Genomic DNA, 20,462 nt, shown 5'->3' with positions numbered 1-20,462 from the left:
CTTATGGGCAAGACGGGACAAGCGTCATACCACCCAGGTATTAATTGAGGAGTAATTACCAGGGGAAACCTGATTACTATGTTGACGACAAAATGCCGAAAACACGGGCTTTTGCAACAGCATCGGCTCGATGATGGGCATCGAGTTTGCCATAAATATTTCGCGTATGAACTTTCACTGTATTCACCGAAAGGCAGAGATTGGCTGCAATTTCCTGATTGGTCTGACCCTCGGCTATCAGGTGGAGCACTTCGATTTCTCGCTTGCTCAAGGGTTCGAGCAAGGTGGTTGCTTGAGACTGTGTTGTGAATGATTTTTTAGGCCCTAATGCGTTCGGAGGAAACGCAGCTAACACGCGCTGCACATAATTAGGGTTTATTTTGTGAGAAAGAGCCCCATAGAGCAAACGGGCCATGGGCTGACCTTCATTGACAAAGATACGCAGGTAACCTTCAGTTTCTGCTAGTGTGAGCGCGCGTTCTAAAAATTGGAGCGCACACGGGATGTTTTCTTGGGCTTCATTGATGAGTGCTTGTAAGACAACAATCTCAATCATGCTGCCTAATCTACCGCCTGTTTCTGCCATCGAGTATAGTTGTTTCAGCAGTGATATTGCTGTTTGCAACGTTTCATCTGTTTGGTCATGTCTGTACTGAGCAATGAGCACTCTGGCAAATGTAATGTACTCAAATTCTTGCAAATAACTGAGCTCATTTTCAACAGATAAGCCTTGTCCACGCAGCCAACTGAGAGCTTCGGCCAGTCTATCTTGACGGAGCCATATCCGTGTCTTTAATGCGGCTACAGAACAAACATTAGGAACCGGACTTTTTTGGTATATCTGTTCTGCTTGGTCGAGTAATGTGAGGGCATCATCGAGTTCTCCCTGTTCAGCTTTTAATTGAGCCTGAACGAGATATAACCCATAGGGCCATTCTGGTAATGCCGCTTGTTTCCCAAGTGCCAGACATTTTTGAAGCTGCTGTTGAGCAGCTTCTTCATTGCCCTGTTCATGGTAAAGCTTGCTCAACCCCAGATGTAAGTCAGTTGTGCCCACTGGTTCGCCCTGCGCTGTCGCAAACCGTAAGGCCTCTGTGTAGATATTGGCTGCATCAAAGAGACGGCCCTGGGCGATCTTAATGCTGGCCAATGTATAGGAGCCACTGATGGCAAACAGTATATGTCCTGTGGTCCGTAAGCGTGCGATCGCATCAGTCATATACTGAGCCGCTGTCTCCAAATCTCCATTTCTCCAATAGGCCAGACCTAGCAGAGAGCTTGCCAGGCCAGCTATATAGTGATTTGTCTCAGTCAGCAGGCTGAGGGTTTTCCGGGCATATTTGATCGTGCCAGCATGATCACCAAGGGCTTGGGCATAAAATGCCCAGGCCAGGTCCAATAACTCTTGTGGTGACTGGACTCTGCTCTCATCTTGACTGCTTAACGAGACCTCCAAAGAATCTCTGTTGTTGGCTGCCAATAAACGACTTGCATCCTTTAGTCGGCTCTCTGCAGCCTGCAACTGACCTGAAAAAAGCAACTCCCATGCCAGGCCAATGCTGAGCGTTGGCCGCGTTCGGACTAACTTATCCGGCAAGGTCTGCACCCATTTTGTCCAGGTTGCATTCTGATAGTAGGAGCCAATATTCGCTGACCATTCCCATTCGATCAGATCCGCCGCCCGCTCAAACTGTCGCGCAGCAAGGGCATGGTGGATCGCATTGAGTCGCAAATTATTTTGCTCGTACCAGGCACATGCCCTTAGATGTAGCTCGGCTACATTGCCCGGCTGAAGCTTAGCTAAGCGCGCCTGTAGAACATCCTTGAAAAGATGATGGTAGCGATACCACTGGCGTTTATCATCGAGCGGAATCAACAACAGATTTGTACGTTCTAAAGAGTCTAAGATTTCTTGGCCTGATATGGAAGATTGTGGCACAACAGCATCACAAAGAGACCCACACAGTTGGTCAAGAATGGATGTGAACAATAGAAAATTCTGGATGCGTTCAGGTTGTTTTTCCAGAATCTCTTCCACCAGATAATCTAGTATAAAGTAATGGCTACCGGAGAACGATTGGATAAAGTTGCTTGTGTCCCGATGGCCTTGTAAAGATATGGCTGCCAGGTGTAGTGCGGCAATCCAGCCTTCAGTGCGGGTTTCAAGTGCGGTCATATCGTCTGCCGACAAGTTGAGCGCCATTACCCGGTTAAGAAATTCCGCCGTTTCGATTGGGGTGAAGCGCACATCAGATGCACGCAACTCAGTTAGTTGATCACGGGCACGCAGTCGTGCCAGGGGCAGTGGTGGGTCTTTGCGGGTGGCAATAACAAGGTGTATGGAGGATGGCGGCAGGTGATTGACCAAAAATTCTAGTGCCTGATCCACCGGTGCAGATTTAATCAGGTGATAGTCATCCAGGACGAGGATAAAATTCTCAGAAACCGCTGTAATTTCATTGATCAATGTCGTTAGAATTGCATTGATTGGAGGCAGTTGGGGGGAGTTTAGTGAACTTAAAATCCTCTCACCCAGTGGAGCCTCCCCCTCAACCTTGCTGAAGGTGAGCCTTTGCAAGGTAGACACAAGATAAACCAGAAAGCGAGTTGGATCATTATGCTCCTCATCCAGTGATAACCATGCCACCGGATGTTCACAGACCGCAACCCATTCGCTGAGTAACGTTGTTTTGCCAAAGCCAGCAGGGGCGGAGATGAGAGTGAGTTTTCTGTGTAACCCCCTATTTAACTGTTCAAGTAGCCGTGGACGCCGCACAGCATTGCGTCGTGGGGGTGGGATATATAGTTTGGTGGTTAAAATCGGCCTGTACATTATTAAATTATGTACATTACTCAAAAAATGATCCCGTGAATTTGATCCCGCCTCAACGTGAGTGGAATAGTGAGTCTACCGTACCCATCATCACTATCAAGCTCTTCCTTGTTTATGCCGCTCATCTGCTGGAACCCAGCCACGATTTGTTAAACAGGGTGTTTCTAATCCAAGTATTGTTGAAGATAGCTGAGGGTAAGCAGCTTAGTTTCTGCCACCAGTTCTTGACGGAATTCCTGATCTCCACTGAGGGAAATCCATAAAAGTTCAGTAATTGTTTTAGTAATAACCATAGCGATGCGCTCACATTTTGTTATTGATAAACTTGGCTTACGCGCATGGAAGAAGCGAGCGAGTTCATTGATTACCTGATATTCAAAGTCATCGATTTTTTCAATGGCAGACCAGGTGATGGTGTCTAAAAGCTGTTCAAAAATAGCGCGTGACCCCGGATAGTCTGTGTAGAACTGATCAAACACATCAATCATCCGATCAACATAGCTGCGTAACGTTAGGGTGACTGTGTCGGGGGTATGCAGATCGAGAAATCGCTGATATTGCGTCTGCATATAGCGAATGGCCAGGGCCTTAAGAATAGCTTTTTTGTCGGGAAAGAATTGGTAAAGTGAGCCAACTGACACCTTGGCACGGGCTGCGATCGCACGCGTTGTCGTTGATTCATACCCAACCTCCAAAAATAGCTGCTCGGCAGCATCCAGAATGTGCTGGACTCGCTCCTGACTACGCGCCTGTTTAGGCTGTCGTCGCATCTTATTAAGTTTGGGTGAACTAGAGGAATCCGGTAGGGACATTGATTTTGGCTGTTGCTGATTGCGAAGACGGATCGACTGGGTAGCAGGCATCTATCTATTCAAGATGAAATCATACCGAGGATCGACGGCAACTATTTTTTTGCTAGGTTGACAAAACATGAATATTATTCGTATTTTTGAAACATGAACATTGTTCAGTTTTCTGCTTCTTTGAAGGCCCATTTCCCATGCGAACTATTACTCGGCGCATTCTGGTGTCCCTGCTAGCGGCTATTCCCTTCCTAAAAAAAACTCGTCAACCCATTGCTGCGCCAGCGTTGCCAGATCAAACCCACTATGACACCATCGTGATTGGTGCAGGGGCGGCAGGGTTAGCCGCCGCTCGGACATTGCAGGAGGCTAACCAGTCTGTACTCCTGCTTGAAGCTCGCGATCGCATCGGTGGCAGAGTCCATACAAATTACGATTTTGCCTCGCACCCCATTGAATGCGGTGCGGAATACCTCCATGGTGACAACATTGTGACCTGGGACTGGGTGCGTCGCTACCGGCTAGGGACATTGCCCGTATTTGATGAATATCGACACCAGTTCATGTACGTCAACCAAAAGCTGCTTCCGTTCAGACGTTGGTCAGCCATTCCTGGCATGGAAGTGCTTGATTGGATGGATGACTCGCCCATTGATACATTGATCACCTCATGGATTGATGCTGGCAAACCCGATGTCAGTCTGGCGCAGTTTCTCTTAGACGCTCAAGTCGAGCTGTCAACCGATGTGCGTCGCATCATGGACCATTTTTTCAGCGGTAGCTATGCAGCTAATCTCGATCAGCTGGGAATATATGGGTTGGCGGAGTTGACCTATGCCGGCGACGGCGATCGCTATTCTCGGCTAATCGAGGGATACTCCCATCTATTTGAGCAATTTGCAGCCGGACTCAAGATTCGCTATAAAACACCAGTCACACGCATTCACTGGCGTTCATCGGGGATAGAGATTCATACAGAAACCGGCAAAACTTACACCGCACAACAAATTGTGATCACACTGCCCCTGGCTCTATTGCAAGAGAATGCAGTGGAGTTTGAACCTGAGTTGCCCGATGCCAAACTCAATGCCATTCACGGCCTCGCTGCCGGACAGATTACCAAACTCATTCTGAAATTTGATCAGCCCTTCTGGTCTAGGGAATTAGAGTCTTGCCTGACCACACTGGATACTCAACTTTGGTGGAGACCGGGCTGGAAACGCCACCATGAGGCACCTGTTTTAACAGCCTTTACAGGCGCAACCGGAGCCAATAATCTGGGGCAGCTTGGACAAGCAGGCGCGGTTCAAGCAGGCTTACAAAATTTAGAACAGATGTTTGAGATGCCGTTGGCAGATCGATTAGTGGATGCGCTTTTTGTTGATTGGCAAGCAGATCCCTATGCCCGGATGGCCTATTCCTATGTTCCTGTAAATGGGGTGGGGTTGCGATCTCAACTTGCCCAGCCAGTCAATCAGGTCCTTTTCTTTGCTGGCGAAGCAACCCATACAACCCGTGCAGCCACCGTCCACGGCGCGTTAGAAAGTGGTATCCGGGCAGCTAATGAGATTCTATCTTTGAATACCAACGAAAATAAAAAAAAGAAATAGGAGGACAACTAAACCATGAACCGAAAACTAATACTCGATATCTTTATGGGATCTGTCATCCCTATCCTGGTCCTAAGCAGTCTGAATGAACAACTCGGAGCAGAAATGACCTATGTTGTTGCTGCCCTTGTTCCAGTAGGCTGGGTGTTTATTGATTTATTTTTTATCACTAAACGATTTAACTTTATTACCAGCTATATTGGCACGTTTGCGATTATTCGTGGTCTGCTAGCATTTTGGTTTGTCGATGGTATTCAGTTTGCCTTTAAAGATAGTGTTGGGTCTATCTTTCTGACCGTGGTATTTGGTGCTTCAATCATCATTCGCAAGCCGATCATCTACTATTTTCTGATGCAAGGCTTTAGTCCGGAGTCGCCGGAGCAAGAAAAATCATTAAAAGCATTGCTTACAGAGTCAAGGGTCTATCGGTCACTTGTCAATGGCACAATAATTATCTTGATGGTTAATCTATGGACAGGTATTGCCAATTTCTCTCTCAATCTCCGGATTGTGGTAGCCGATTTTGGCACAGCTATGTTTAATCAACAAGTGGCACAGGTGAATGCTATGACCCGCATCGCGCTGGCGATACCCGAGTTTATCGGATTTGTGATTGCTATTGTGGTGATCCGCCGGGCGATGTTTTACTATCTTCCTAAGGAGAATGGTAAAGAGCACAGTGAAAGTGATTTCTGGGATCTCTTACAACTACGCGAGGCTCAGAAGATCACGACAGACCCATAAAATCTAAAATGAGGGACTAAGAACTGCTATTGGCGTTAAGTCAATCCTCCTACAAGAAAACGTGATATATGTCCTATGCGATTTATGAAGTTTGCTACAAGCGTTCAGCAAGCCAAATTGCATAGGATGGGCATGTTCCAGCCAAAGAAACAAATTAGTGACTCATTGGAGCATCCCCATGCAATTTCAAATTACTCGAAAACGAATTGTCAACACTGTGTTGATCGGCACTCTAGCCCTGGGTCTGGGGAATTTTAATGGTCAGCCTGCTACAGCCCAACTTGACCGCAGTACCTTTCGGGAAGTAGCGCAAGAGCTTGACTTAAGCCGCTCTCAGATGAGACAAGTGGGCGGTATTATGCGAGACTTAAACTCTGAACTCGAAGAAATCCTCACCCCTGGGCAACTTGAGACACTACAATCTGCACGGGAACAGCAGGAGTCTCAGGACCCTCAGGACCTACAGGAAGCCTTAAATTTAACAGATACTCAGTCGGAACAGCTTGCTGTGGCCCATGCAGAGACGGTGGCTGAGCTACAAGAGGTTCTGACACCTGAACAGCTTGAAGGAATTATGGAAGTAACTGCCTTCAATCGGCTCTAAAAGACCATCCTAGCTTATACTACATCACTAAACTCACACTTCACCACAGGGCTCCTCTTAAGCTGATTTAAGAGACTAAGGGGGGCTTTTTCTCATTGCTAATTATGCGTTCGACCTGAATCAAATATTCAGTCTTGCTATGGATGATCACACTGACGCGACTAGTACACTAGCGATCGCAACCGAAGCACTCCATGCCACATCCCCCATATCATCTGAGAAAAAAAGGCCTCGCCGTTGGTTTCTTTGGCTGAGGAGAGCACTGTTCCTCAGCTTACTGTTACGTCTGGGGGTGGGCATAGTATTACGCTTGCCATCTATGCCTCGCGGCCATAATCAGGCAGGGTCACTGGAATCGTTGACGGTACCGGTAACCCATGGGCCTCTAGCAGTGAGGATTGAGGGTAATGGCACGGTCATTTCAAAGGACACCGTGAACCTCAGCCCAAAAACAACGGGTCGTCTGGCCAATCTCGATGTCCAGCAGGGTGATCGCGTGGAGGCAGGTCAGGTGGTTGCCCGCATGGAAATCGGGAGTTTAGCCGCTGAGCTACAGCAACGAAAAGCACAGCTTGATCAGGCTCAAGCTGATTATGCCAGAATTGTAGCCGGTAATCGAGAGGAAGATATCCTTCAGGCTGAAGCTCGTTTGGTGGCAGCCCAATCCCAGGTTGATCTGACGACAACTCGTCTGGAGCGGTTTGAGGATCTAGCCCGTCAGGGGGCGATTTCCCAAAATGATTTAGATCAGTATGTGAATGAAGCCCAAAGTGCTGTGGCAAATTTTAATGAAGTACAACAACAGCTTAAGGAAACCACCAACGGCTCGCGTCCCGAAGACATTGCAGCGGCAGCAGCCAATGTAGCAGCGGCTCAAGCGCAAATTGAGGTGATTGAAACGGAATTGGCAGACGCGAATATCCTGGCCCCCTTTGCTGGGTATGTAACCCAAACCTATGCCACCATTGGCGCAATTGTCACACCTACCACCACCGCATCCGCCACCGCATCCGCCACCTCCAGTTCCATTTTGGCCTTATCCTCAGGTCTCGAAGTTGAGGTGGATATCTTAGAGGCCAACATTGGCCAAATTCAGGTGGGCCAATCAGTGGAGATTGTCGCAGAGGCATTTCCCAACCAGGTCTATACAGGTCGGGTGCAACGGATTGCTCCAGAGGCGATTATTGAAAACAATATCACCACATTTCAGGTGGTTGTTGAGCTATTGACGGGCACTGATCAACTGCGATCGGGTATGACGGTGGATGCCACTTTTATGGGTGAGACCTTAACAGATGCTTTAATGGTGCCAACTGTTGCGATCGCCACCCAAGACGGACAGCTGGGCGTGCAAATGCCAGATAGTGAGGGCAATGCTGAGTTTCAACCGGTTACTGTCGGTATCACCCAGGCAGGGAGTACTCAAATTGTTGAAGGCCTAGAAGCAGGGGAGCGAATTTTTCTGGAACTGCCACCGGAGGAACAACGCCCTGGTCAATCTGGTTTTCCTTTACCTTAGCTGGTGACAAATTCAATTCACTCTCACACCTTTGAAACCAATGGGACTTAATGTTCTTGAAAATGCCAAGATGGCCTTTAAGACCCTGGCGGCCAACAAACTGCAAAGTGGTCTTACCATGCTAGGTATTATCATCGGCAACGCCTCTGTTATTGCCATGGTGGCAGCCGGAGAAGCGGCCCAAGGGTTTGTCACGGCACAGTTTGAATCCTTAGGCACCAATCTGTTGTTTATTACCCCTGGTGATGCCCAGCGGGGGCCGCTTGCCGGTACAACTCAGGCAGATACCCTGACGCTGGCGGATGCTGAGGCGATTACTCAAGAAGTATTGGCTGTTAGTGCGATCGCACCTCAAAAAAATACGCGGTTACGCATTACCCAGGGGGCCGCCGAGACCCAGGCCAATGTGACAGGAACTACACCAGACTACCAGGTTGTGCGAGATATCCAGATCGCCCAAGGACAGTTCTTGAATCCCATTGATGTCCAAACTAATTTACGGGTCGCTGTTCTCGGTAGTGAAACCGCTCGCACATTATTTGGAAATCAAGATCCGGTCGGTCGCAAAATTCGCATTAGTAACCTGAGCTTTACGGTTAGCGGCGTTGTGGAAGAGCGCGGTTCTTCATTTGGCCAAAACCAGGATGAGCTAGTCTACATCCCAATCAATGTGATGGTGAGCCAGTTGACAGGGCAAGAGACCGGCAAGATTAGCCCAACGGTGCAGGTGATTTCAATTTCTCTGGAAAGCCCAGACACAACTAATGCAGCCGTTTATCAAATTAGAAATTTGTTGCGTCTGCGCCACAACATTTTGCAAGGAGACGACGACTTTGCAGTACAAAGCCAGCAGGAATTGTTGGAGAGGTCTAGCAGCATCACAGATATTCTGGTGCTAGTGCTGGGGTTTACTGCCGGTATCTCCTTGTTAGTCGGGGGCATTGGCATCATGAATATCATGTTGGTTTCGGTGACAGAACGCACGGGGGAAATTGGTCTCCGTAAGGCAATCGGGGCCACTGGGACAGATATTCTGGCCCAGTTCACCATTGAGGCTGTTATCCTGGCGGCAACGGGCGGCATGATTGGTATTGGTGTGGGGCTTCTTGGAGTGGTGGGTCTGACATTGTTTAGCCCCTTGGAGGCTGGGGTCAGCCTGAACGCTGTGATAGTTTCGTTTACCGTGTCGGGCAGTATTGGTTTGATTTTTGGCATTGCGCCTGCCCAGAGAGCGGCAAATCTTGATCCGATTGTGGCCCTGCGGAGTTAGAACAACACATGCTATGAGCCATCTTATTCAACTGCAAAACCTATCTAAAACCTACGGCATAGGCGATCTCCAGGTGTATGCCTTGAAGGCTGTTGATCTGACCATAAATTCAGGAGACTATTGCACCATTATGGGGCCATCTGGCTCAGGAAAGTCAACGATGATGAATATGATTGGTTGTCTTGATCGTCCTACCCAGGGGGACTATTGGCTGGATGGTGTGAAGATCTCACAACTAACTGCTAAGCAATTGGCTGGCATTCGTAATCGTAAAATTGGTTTTATTTTTCAACAGTTTCATTTGCTCCATCAGCTGACAGCCGTAGAAAATGTTGTTCTGCCCATGGTCTATGCGGGGGTGCCTGCTGGCGAACGGGAGTCACGGGCCATTGCGGCATTGCAGCGGGTGGGTCTAGGGGACAGGCTAGGCAATCGGCCTAATCAACTCTCTGGCGGACAACAGCAACGAGTAGCGATCGCACGGGCCATCGTCAATCAACCCAAATTGCTCCTGGCCGATGAACCGACGGGGGCTCTGGACTCTCAGATGAGCCAGGAAATCATGGATATCTTTGCCGAGCTGAACCAGCAGGGCATGACCCTGGTGATGGTCACCCATGATCCGGAAGTCGCCCAGCGCTGTCGACGTACCATTACCTTTCGGGATGGGAGTGTTTTACAGGACTCGCACCACCAACCATCTCGCTCTATTCCCAGTGATTTAGCCCCAGGGCCATCTAATACCTAAGTCGAACTTTTAAAGACAGTCTCTGGGCAAACGCATCTTCATTGAGGCTCAAGTGGCGGGGAATATGACCTGTACACTGGCCTACCTCGAATTTTTGCAATCTCAGTTTCCAGACCAATGCTTGATTGTGTTGTGGCATGGTGCCAGTTACTATTGGGGGGTATGGGCAACGAGCTCAATTCAAGTCTGCCAGCCCCCAATAGCGGATTCATTTCATTCGCTTTGCCCCCAATGGTCCAAATCAAAATCCGAGTCAACACATGTGGTTGTAGGCAAAGACTTGGGTCAGACATATAGCTGAATTGAAACCTCTATTTACAGTGCTTAATGCCCTTTCTGGATATTTTTGTGCACCCGAAATCTTTGATTTTCCGAACATGTAAATATACGAGATATTATCACCAACCAACTAGGTAGAGGCTATACAGAAGACGTGTAAAAATGACAAGTGTAATTTATCTCGAAGAAAACGGCCCATGGTTATCTAGTTTGGGCGATGTTTATGAGTTTTATGAACAATCTTTATCTAGCAATACGGTTAGTCCACAAACCTATGGTTTTGAGGTAGAGTTCTACGCTTTACAACAGCAAAGCGATTATGCAGGACATCTGGCTAATGTCGCTCAAGTTCAGCGTGTATTAGATGATTTAAAGGTTTCGAATACGGATTCCAGCGATGCTGTTTATACACTAGACCTGGCTCAACAATTAGAATTTGCCTCTGCCCCCCGCGATTCTATCACTGCGCTCTATCAGCATGGTCAAGAAGCCGAGCAATTACTGCAAAAAACAACTGAGCGTCATGGCCTTAGACCATCAGCATTATCTGTTCACCCTAGCGCCAATTGGTCCGATCCAGACTACATTAACCATATTGATCAAGAGCTAATTTCTGATGAACGCACCCAACTAGTCATTCCATGCTTTCAGCGTAGCATCGACAGTGCAAAACAACCGTACTCTGCCCATGATCTTTTGGCAACCTGCGGTATCCATACCACATTTGCGATTCACAACAAAATAGTACTCGAAGAAACACTAACCCTTGTTGGTGCAGTAACCTCACTCATTGCTGCGGCCAATCATGCTAGTCCGTTTTCCTATTTTGAGAATGCACAAAATTCTGTCCGTGAACTCTTATGGGATGCAAGCCTCACTCGCAGTGATAACCGTTTTGGTTTGCCACCGCAGCTTTCTGGTGCAGTGACCCTCGATGATGTCATCACACATATCATCAATCAACCGATGTGGTATGGCATTGACCAATACAATAATCTTCATGAGATTGCTAGACCAGTTACATTTGCCGATCTCATACGAACTGGCGGTATACATCTCGACGATACGTTTATTGCACCAACATTAGAGCAATATATCAATCATTCCCGCACCTGTTATAACAGTTACCGTGTGAAACCAACCTTTGCTGCTGATGGCATGATGTGTCTCACGGAGTTCCGAATTCCCGACGGTGGTGGTATGGGCAAAGCTGTCATGAATGTGGCGCTTATTCATGGCTTGACCCATAGTGCCGAAGCCCGTGGCCAATTCCGTCAGATTTTAGAGCGTTATGGTTTGCTTGATGTTACAGATAGTAAACAAGATGCGTATGAACGCAATAAGATTTTGCAGCAGAACTTATTAAAAAATAGTCTCTACGGAACAACTTTACCCTACAGAGGAGAAACTGCCATCACAGTTTGGCAAGAAATTATTGATTTGGCCTGTCATGAATTATCTGCTAAAGAAGATACACCAGAAATTCAACAAGTTTTGAACAAACTACAGGCAACAACCTATGTGAGTGAAGCAGAACAGCATCGTAAGTCCTTACAACGACTCGATATCGATCCGCAACAGCTTAGTAAACCGCACTATGCCGACAAGTTAGATCTGTTAACGGGCTATGCCCAGTTTGGGGAATACTACGAACTACCGCCTGCTCGTGTACTCTATCATCGGGCCGGGGACGGGCGGTAATGGTTTTCTATGACCCACAAAGTCTTTATCTTTGATTCCATGATGCAGAAAAATGTGTTATTCATCACTGACCCTATCGATTCCTTAGAGCCAGGGCACGATACCTCATTGGGTTTGATGGAAGCTGCCATTAAACATGGCGATCGAGTTTTTGTCACCACCCCTAAAGACTTCGTGATTAACTCCGACAGCCATGTTGGTAATATATATGCCGCTGTTCGAGAAGTCACTAGCTTTGCGCAACAGCAACATCCAACCAAAAATAAAAGGGTCTCAGCACCTGTTACTAATGGCACTGTTGTCAATATGACACTTAATTACCCACCTGGAAGCAGCGCAGGTAAAAATTCTATTGCGGCACCAGTTGCGGTTTTGCAGCGGCAGGATGACCGTAGTGACTGGTCAACCCAGCAAATTGCCACCAGGCTACATCCCAAGATTTGTGTCCTCAATGGTGGTGAAGCCACTTTAAGCACAGAAGACAAAATTGCAATCGTCACAGATTTTCCAGATCTTTGCCCACCCAGTATGATCACTGCCGACGCAGATAAACTGATTGGGTTTGCAGAGCACATGAAGTATGAAGGTGATCAAAAACTGGTGCTTAAGGCGACCCAGAGTTATGGTGGCAACGATGTTAAAATCATTCAATTAACAGATGTAAATTGGCAGCAGCAAATACGAGACTATACGCAGGAAAAAAACGCAACTAAACGTCCTATGATTGTTGCCCAAAAATTTCTGTCCGATGTTAAGAATGGCGATATGCGTATTTTCTATATCAATGGTAAACCCATTGCCGCTGTAAATCGTGTCCCCTCCCATGAAGAAACCCTAGCAAATATGGCTCAAGGCGGCATTGGCATTGCTGTTCCGCTGAGAAATATCTCACCAACTACTATGGCAGCCGTGCATCAGGTTGTTGACTGGGGTAAAAGACAAGGGATTGTTATTGTTGGCGTTGATGTAATTGGGCAGGACAGACCCTATATTACTGAGCTTAACCCAGGTTCGCCAACCGGACTGATTGAAGCTCAGGAACAGTTGGGCCAAGATGTATGTAGTGAAGCTTGGGTTGCGGTCAAAGAAGCTATTCATGAGCATCAAATAGCCCATGGAAATCTTTTATCCTTACACTGGCAGTTTATCTCAGAGCTATTTCAGCATCCAGGTTCCTACCTTGCTAACGTTGCTGCGTTAGCACAGCGATGGCTTATTACAAGGTTCTCTTAGACGTTTGCTAGCTTTTAAATCTTTAAAGAAATCACATGAAAAGGTAGATGTATACCTTATACGAACACCGTTTCACCCATAATCATTGGTGCGCTCTGCTCGGTTGATTGTCACTAGTGCCCATGGGATGAGAGAGTTTATGTACAAGCAATAATTTGTGCTAGATAACTTTCTACCTTTGTCGCTGGTAAGGGTTTAGAAAATAGATATCCCTGGCCTGCATCACATCCCAGTTCATGTAATTCAGTCAGCTGCTCATGGGCTTCAACCCCTTCGGCAATGGTGTTAAACCCTAATGCTTTAGCCAGGTTTACAATCGCACTCGTAATTCTAAAATTGCGATCGCTATTATTTAACCCATCGACAAAAGAACGATCGATCTTAATTGTTGAGATCGGAAATTGTTGCAAATATCGCAGAGAGGAAAACCCAGTGCCGAAGTCATCAAGACTCAGTTCAATACCTCGATTACAAATCAACTTCATAATTTCAGTGGCCGCTTGGGTATTTTGAATGAGACTACTTTCAGTAATTTCTAATTTGAGACATTGTGGATCCAATTGAGTCTCTGTCAGGATAGTATCAAGGGTGTAAATTAGAGACGGATTCCGAAACTGTTGACCAGACAGATTAACACTTAAGTATACATCCATCGTCACCTTTCCCTTGGCTTGCCAGGTTTTTAACTGCTTACAAGCATTTCGTAAAACCCATTCGTCTATGACATTAATTTGTCCTGTTTCTTCAGCAATGGGGATGAATTCAGAGGCTGGGATAAGACCTTGGTCTGGGTGATGCCAGCGCAATAGAACCTCAAATCCTTTCAGTTGATGGGGAGGATTAAGATTGACCAGGGGTTGATAATACAAGCAAAACTCTTGTGTTTTTATGGCTTTTCGCAACGCTGTTTCGATTTCTACTAAACGCAGGGTTTGAAGATACATCGTTTGATCAAAGATGGCGTAGCTTGATTTTCCCTGGCTTTTAGCCCGATACATAGCAATGTCGGCATCGCGGATAATGTCATCAACTGATTGATACGATAAATTGGAAAAAACAACACCAATACTGGCACTGGTAAAGATTTCCCGAGCCCCCAATTGAAAAGATTTTTGTAACTCCTTTTGTAGGCGATATACCGTCTTTAAAGCATCATTCAGATGATCTAGTTTTTCTAGCAGAATCAGAAACTCATCACCCCCCAAGCGCGCCACGCCATCTATCCCTCTGACTACCGCCTTCAGCCTTTGGGAGACCTGAATCAGTAGCTGGTCACCCACCAGATGCCCAAGGCTATCATTGATATACTTAAAGTTATCGAGATCCACAAACAGAACCGCAAAATGTTCATGGGGCTGCCGTTTCTGGTGCTCGATGGCAAGTTCCAGACGGTTTAAACAACAGACTCGGTTATCCAAGCCAGTTAAACTGTCGTGTAATGTTTCGTAAGTTAAACGGGCTGCAGACGCCTTGCGTTGAGTAATATCGCGCCCACTACCGTACAATAAATTCTCTTGGGGGAATGGCACTAGATTCCAGGCTATCCAATGATAAGTTCCATCTTTTGATCGCACTTGAAATTCCAGCCCATTGATGTCTTGTCCCTGGGCTAGAGTATCCTGTAAATCCTGTTTACTATGCTGATCTTCGGGAAGCATGAATTGCCAGAAAGACTGGCCTAACAAATCATCAGCCGCATAACCCAATGTAGCCAACCAGGAAGGATTGATGCGCTTAAATACACCGTCTGCGTCTGCAATAAATAATAAATCAATCGCAAGGTTGAAAAAACGATCGCGTTCTAGCTCAGCTTGCTTACGTTCGGTAATATCATGAATCATGCCAAATCGTAGGGTTTGTTGTTGCGCTTTGACCCACGATTCAGACAGTAACACGGTTCGATCTAGCCCTATGGAAGATTCCAGGGACAGCTCAGTTTTGAATGTAGAGTTTTTTTGTGTTTGACGGTTTTGGTTTCCCTGGGATAACAATTGTTGCAATATTGGAGATTGCAGTGGGTCTAGTGGTTGTCCCAATGTTGGTTTAGCTGGGTGGGTGCAAAGTTGTCTGAGGGATTGATTTAAAAACAGTAACGCTCCCTCTTCAGTCGCCATATATACACCATCATGAATACTCTGAAGCACATGGGTTAATAAGCATATTTCCGCTGCCGCTTGAGTGCGTTCTATCGCATGCAAGATTGAACGTTCCAGGAGTGGGCCGGTCAACAGGTTACCTTTAACTAAATAGTCTGAGGCTCCCATCGCCATACATTGACGATCGATATCGTAGTTGCTTAACCCTGTCAAAAGGATCACTGGCTTACGTAGACCAGATTCTACAGCGGCTTGCAATAGCTCTAAGCCAGTTTTTGCCCCTAAACGATAGTCCAATAAATAAACATCATAAAAATCAGCATGTAGGGCCTCAAGGCCAGCTTGAAAAGTATTTACCCAGTTCAACTCAAAGGATGCTTGTTCTGAGTCTTGTAATAAGTCTCGGGTAACAATATAATCATCTTCATCGTCGTCGATTAGTAAGACTTGGTATGACAAATCACTCATTGTTATCATTTTCCTAAGATCCGTGACGATAAGAGTTGAGTCTTTAAGATGGATAACCTTTGATAGGAAACCTTTCAGTACTTTAGATTTCTAGCGCTCTTAAGAGGTTGCAAAGCTGAATGCATAAGGTATAAAAACGTTGACATGTACTTCAAAGAGTGTCTTAAGGCCTTGATGCTGAGCTGACCTCATCTGGCAAATGTACGATTTGAAACCAGTATGTACCAAGGGTTTTCATGATATCAACCATGGATTGAAAGCCCACAGGTTTAGTAATAAATGAGTTAGCACCCAAATCATAGGTTTTTAAGATATCTTCTTCGGCTTTAGATGTGGTTAATACTACGACTGGAATACTGCGTAGTACAGGATCCTTCTTAATCTCTTCCAGGGCTTCACGACCATCTTTGCGAGGCATATTCAGGTCCAATAAAATTAACGTGGGACGGGGTGCAACATCAGGGTCACTGTAGTTTCCTCGTTGATATAGATAATCCATCAGGTCTTCCCCATCTTCAACGAAATACAGCTCGTTAGCAACTCGATTTTCGGCTAAGGCTTCCTGGGTAAAAAGGCGATCGTCCTCATCGTCGTCGGCCATTAAAATAATCGCAGGTTTACTCCGTTGTTGAGACATTCTCCTCTCCTTGGGAATGATGAACTGGTAAGGTGGCGATAAATGTGGCTCCTTCTCCAGGCTGACTTTCTGCCCGGAGTATTCCCCCGTGACGGTGAATCACCTTACGACAAATTGCTAAACCAATACCACTGCCCTCATAGGCTTTGCGTCCGTGAAGGCGCTGAAATGGCTGAAAAATGCGATCGCAATACTTAACATCAAAACCTATTCCATTGTCGATTACTCGTAATTCACAAAATTCTTTTCCTCCCGTAAAATAACTCCGCATCCTCACCTGAACCTGGGGTACTACATTTGGTTTATGAAACTTGAGGGCATTCCCGACAAGATTTTGAAAGACCTGTTGCATTTGCATGCGGTCAGCATCAATGATCGGTAACGGGTCCACATCTACGGTAGCCCCAGTTTGCTCAATGCGAACCTCTAAATCCGATAAAACCCCTGCCATAACTTGTGATAAGTCTGTGGGGGTAAAGGGTTTAGCCTGCGTTGTCACCCTCGAAAAGCTAAGCAAATCATTAATCAGCGCCTGGGCACGCACTGCCGCATTTAGCATTCGTGCCAAATAGTCTTGCCCTTTCTCAGAAAGCCGATCTTGACAGGTATGGCTTAAGCGATCGCCAAAGACTTGTACTTTCCGCAGAGGTTCCTGGAGATCATGGGAAGCCACATAGGCAAAATCCTGAAGTTCTTGGTTACTTTCCCCTAGGCGTTGGGTAGTAAGTTGCAACGCCTGAATCACTTGCTGACGCCTTTTGACTTCGGCCTTAAGTTGATCCTCTGCCGCCTTACGGGCCGAAATATCTCGCATAATTTTTGAGCCCCCAATCACCTGGCCAGTTCGATCCCTTAGGGGGGAAATGGTCAGCGACACGTCTAAAAGCGTACCGTTTTTATGACGACGAACCGTTTCAAAATGGTCAATGCTCTTGCCCTGAGTGATCTGTGCAAGAATATAAACTTCTTCAGAAATCCGATCATTTGGGAAAAGCATGGTGATCGGTTGTCCGATTGCTTCTGATGCTGAATACCCCAGAAGTTTTTCTGCTCCTACATTCCAACTGGTAATGGAACAATTGAGATCCTTGGTAATGATGGCGTCTTCGGTAGACTCCACCACCGCAGCCAGCAACCGAGCCGTTTGTAGCGATCGATAATGCTGCATTGTGTGCCAGACCAGATTGGAAATCAACTGCACCGTCTCAACATCCATATCGGTGTAGCTGCTGTCCTTGTTGCCAACTCCTGTGAGCATCACGACTTTGCCATTTTCAATGACAGGAATACTCAGGAGGCAACTAAGGTGCTCATGATTTTGCAATAATCCTTGTGTTTGAAGAAAGTCTTGTTCTTGTCGAGCGGGACCACAGGCATAATTGCAAATTATAGACTTGCGCTGATGTAGAACATCAGCCAAAATCCCCGCCTGATTAATTGGCAGACCAGCCTTAGCGACGGTATTACCAAAGTCAGTTAAGGTTTGCTGCCCCCCACCCATCAATTCAAAGGTTGCTTGATCCTCATAGACAAGATAAAGGAATGCGACCTGACTACCCGTCAGGTTTTTGGCAATGTCCTGGGCCTGTTGTATAAATTCATGTTCATTCAATTGCTCAGCTAGTTGAGATAGCTCTAGCAAAGCCTCCGCCCGACATGTCTGGTGGGTCAGGGCTAACTCAGCTGCATGGATTTCTGAGATATCTCGCACGCTGACGACAGCCCCGGTAATCGTTCCATCTACTTCGTGATAAGGGGCATAGGTAACATCCAGATACTGCTGTTGCTGTCGCTCATCAGGCAGGGAAAATAGACTTTGGTAGTGAACTGTTTCCCCTGCAAAGGTGCGATCAAGATTAGGTTTAATAGTTTGCAAAAATACGCCCTCGCCCAGAAGCTCTGCTACGGAATGACCAATAATCTCGGCTTTGGATTTACCAAATTTTTGAGCATAGGCATCATTGACCATGGAATAGATGTAATGGCAATCCACAAATGACATATGGTCGGGTGTAGTACACACCGCACGCTCATAGAGACGCAGCATTTCTTCCGTTTGTTTGCGAGCAGTGATATCTTCTATCACCTCAATAAAATAATCCGGCTCACCATTCTGAAGCCTTACCAAGGAAACCGTCACATGGGCCCACATAAGAGTTCCATTCTTTCGGATATAGCGTTTTTCCATGGAGAAGGTCTGAATCTGATTTGTAAGAACCTGCTGTGTATAGTGCAGGTCATGCTCCACATCCTCTAGGTAGGTAATGTCTTGAAACGTAAGGTTTAAAAGTTCTTGTTGTGAATAGCCAAGAATTTCACAGTAGCGCTGATTAAGACGAATAAATTGCCTGGTGATAGCAAGATGTGCAATGCCTACCGCCGCTTGCTCAAACGTGTTTCGAAACAAGGCTTCTTTTTGCGCAACTTCATCTGTAGCAGCTTTCAGTCGAAGTTCTGTTTGTTTACGCTCGGTAATATTAGTCAGACATCCTATATAGCCGATCACTTCATGGGCGTGATCGAACTCTGGGACCGCTTTTTCATATACCCAAGTCACTGGGCCTGATGGATTTCCAAATCGATATTCCACTTGAAAGGGAAGATTCTGGCTAGTAGCGTTATGCCATTCTGCCAAAATAACGTCTCGATCCTCTGGATATATAGCCTGAATCCATCCTGCTCCTAACATTTTCTCCGAGGGCAACCGAGCAATCTCGCATAAATGTTTGTTGACATAAATACAACTTCCCTCAGTATTTGCCCGAAAAATGCCTACGGGAGCCGTAGTCGCAAGGCTAGCAAAGCGTTCTTCACTCGCCATCAACTGGTGTTCGGCCTGTTTACGATCGGTGATGTCGTAGTTTGTCCCAATCATACGAATAGGGGTTCCCTCGTCATCCCGTTGCACCAGGCCATCCGCTTTCATATAGCGAATTACGCCATCGGCATGAACTACCCGAAATTCAATGTCATAGACGGCTTCATTGCGTAAAGCACGCTGTATAGCAGCTTCTGCATGCGGTCGATCCTCTGGATGAACACGCTTTGCCCAGGCTGAGTAATCTCGCTCAAACGCTTCCGGTGTAGTGCCATAGAGTTCATAGAACCGACTATCCCAGATCAATTTATTGTGAGTGATGTTCCAATCCCAAATACCAATGCCCACTGCCTCCAGCGCTAAGTCTAGCCGGGTCGATAATTCTCGTAGCTCTACTTCAGCTTGTCTACGCTCAGCGATTTCCTGTTCCAATTGTTGATTTAAGGCTTCTAGCTTAGCTGGGGTACGTAAGTCTAGAGCTTTAGGTAGCATGGGGATGAGGGCAATCGCAGTATACGTAGAAATACCGGCTGTCACCGCTTTAAGAACACCAGAAACCCAATAGTCTGAATGCCATAGGGTCCAGACCTCAACTAAATGTGTGGTGCCACATAAAAAAATACATGCTGCAAAAAGCAGAAATATTTTATAAAAGGGGATACTCTCACGCTTTTTCAGGAAACAGATTAAGGTGATGGCAATAGAATAGTAAGCCAGCCCAATGAAAGTGTCTGATACTAAATGTAAGCCAACTAGACTGGGCCTCCACCCATAGCAGTAGCCATGGGGCATATATTGGCTAAGCCATGAAATACTCAACATTTTGGAGAACAACCCTTGACTTTCTCAAATTGAACTCAATACGCTCCTAATTATTAATTTATTTTGATTAATATTCCCATCTTCAGACAGCCTATACTTGTCTATACCAATCTCATAACACGTCAACTTTTTCGCTAAAAAGCCAGAATTAGCCACCTTTTCAGCCTTCCAAGAAAGCATTGCCTACCCTTGCAAGGAATTAAAATAAATTCACAAAAGGATTTTATTCGTCTTATTCGTTTGTGGAGAAGATTCAATGCCTTTGGCGTGTATACTT

13 protein-coding genes are annotated in these 20,462 nt (G+C 46.3%); 8 read left to right on the top strand and 5 right to left on the bottom strand.

What is annotated here, in order from left to right:
- Positions 1-76: 76 nt before the first annotated feature.
- Together SPB21_RS10805 and SPB21_RS10800 are read right to left on the bottom strand one after the other, a co-directional pair.
- Positions 77-2,833: a winged helix-turn-helix domain-containing protein gene (locus SPB21_RS10805; protein WP_499866534.1), complete on the bottom strand. Its 2,757-nt coding sequence runs from the start codon at positions 2,831-2,833 to the stop codon at positions 77-79.
- A gap of 164 nt (positions 2,834-2,997) precedes the next feature.
- A complete protein-coding gene (locus SPB21_RS10800) occupies positions 2,998-3,645 on the bottom strand; it encodes a TetR/AcrR family transcriptional regulator (protein WP_163703473.1) in 648 nt (215 codons plus the stop codon).
- Positions 3,646-3,833: 188 nt separating this feature from the next.
- Between SPB21_RS10800 and SPB21_RS10795 the strand changes: the two genes are divergently transcribed.
- From SPB21_RS10795 to SPB21_RS10760, 8 genes are all read left to right on the top strand, one after another.
- Positions 3,834-5,246 (top strand): flavin monoamine oxidase family protein, encoded by a 1,413-nt coding sequence (locus SPB21_RS10795; RefSeq protein ID WP_163698335.1) that lies wholly within the window; start codon positions 3,834-3,836, stop codon positions 5,244-5,246.
- A gap of 15 nt (positions 5,247-5,261) precedes the next feature.
- On the top strand, positions 5,262-5,990 hold the full coding sequence (locus SPB21_RS10790) for a VC0807 family protein (protein ID WP_163669329.1): 729 nt from the start codon (positions 5,262-5,264) through the stop codon (positions 5,988-5,990).
- Positions 5,991-6,168: 178 nt separating this feature from the next.
- Positions 6,169-6,594, top strand: a complete 426-nt coding sequence (locus SPB21_RS10785) for a hypothetical protein (protein WP_163669328.1) — start codon at positions 6,169-6,171, stop codon at positions 6,592-6,594.
- Between the two features lie 139 nt (positions 6,595-6,733).
- Entirely contained in the window at positions 6,734-8,113 is a 1,380-nt protein-coding gene (locus SPB21_RS10780) for an efflux RND transporter periplasmic adaptor subunit (protein WP_499866533.1), read from the top strand.
- 40 nt (positions 8,114-8,153) lie between these two features.
- Positions 8,154-9,383: an ABC transporter permease gene (locus SPB21_RS10775; protein WP_163698341.1), complete on the top strand. Its 1,230-nt coding sequence runs from the start codon at positions 8,154-8,156 to the stop codon at positions 9,381-9,383.
- A gap of 13 nt (positions 9,384-9,396) precedes the next feature.
- Positions 9,397-10,131 (top strand): ABC transporter ATP-binding protein, encoded by a 735-nt coding sequence (locus tag SPB21_RS10770; protein WP_163669322.1) that lies wholly within the window; start codon positions 9,397-9,399, stop codon positions 10,129-10,131.
- Positions 10,132-10,572: 441 nt separating this feature from the next.
- Positions 10,573-12,111, top strand: coding sequence for a glutamate-cysteine ligase family protein (locus tag SPB21_RS10765; protein ID WP_499866532.1), 1,539 nt, complete (start codon positions 10,573-10,575; stop codon positions 12,109-12,111).
- Positions 12,112-12,120: 9 nt separating this feature from the next.
- Positions 12,121-13,344, top strand: coding sequence for an ATP-grasp domain-containing protein (locus SPB21_RS10760; RefSeq protein WP_499866531.1), 1,224 nt, complete (start codon positions 12,121-12,123; stop codon positions 13,342-13,344).
- Positions 13,345-13,481: 137 nt separating this feature from the next.
- Here SPB21_RS10760 and SPB21_RS10755 read toward each other — a convergent pair whose 3' ends face one another.
- The 3 genes from SPB21_RS10755 to SPB21_RS10745 form a co-directional block, all read right to left on the bottom strand.
- Positions 13,482-15,908, bottom strand: coding sequence for an EAL domain-containing protein (locus SPB21_RS10755; RefSeq protein WP_163669314.1), 2,427 nt, complete (start codon positions 15,906-15,908; stop codon positions 13,482-13,484).
- A 163-nt stretch (positions 15,909-16,071) separates the two neighbouring features.
- Complete coding sequence (locus SPB21_RS10750) at positions 16,072-16,545, bottom strand: response regulator (RefSeq protein ID WP_250565135.1); 474 nt, start codon at positions 16,543-16,545, stop codon at positions 16,072-16,074.
- Positions 16,526-20,155 carry a PAS domain S-box protein gene (locus tag SPB21_RS10745; RefSeq protein ID WP_499868693.1) on the bottom strand — a complete coding sequence of 1,210 codons (3,630 nt, stop codon included), beginning with the start codon at positions 20,153-20,155 and terminating at the stop codon, positions 16,526-16,528. Before SPB21_RS10745 ends, SPB21_RS10750 begins: the two co-directional genes overlap by 20 nt.
- Between the last annotated feature and the right edge of the window lie 307 nt (positions 20,156-20,462).

Origin of the sequence: Leptothoe sp. ISB3NOV94-8A, assembly GCF_043421595.1 — a bacterium.
GTDB lineage: Bacteria > Cyanobacteriota > Cyanobacteriia > Phormidesmidales > Phormidesmidaceae > Leptothoe > Leptothoe turfae.
This window is presented reverse-complemented; position numbering and strand designations above follow the sequence as displayed.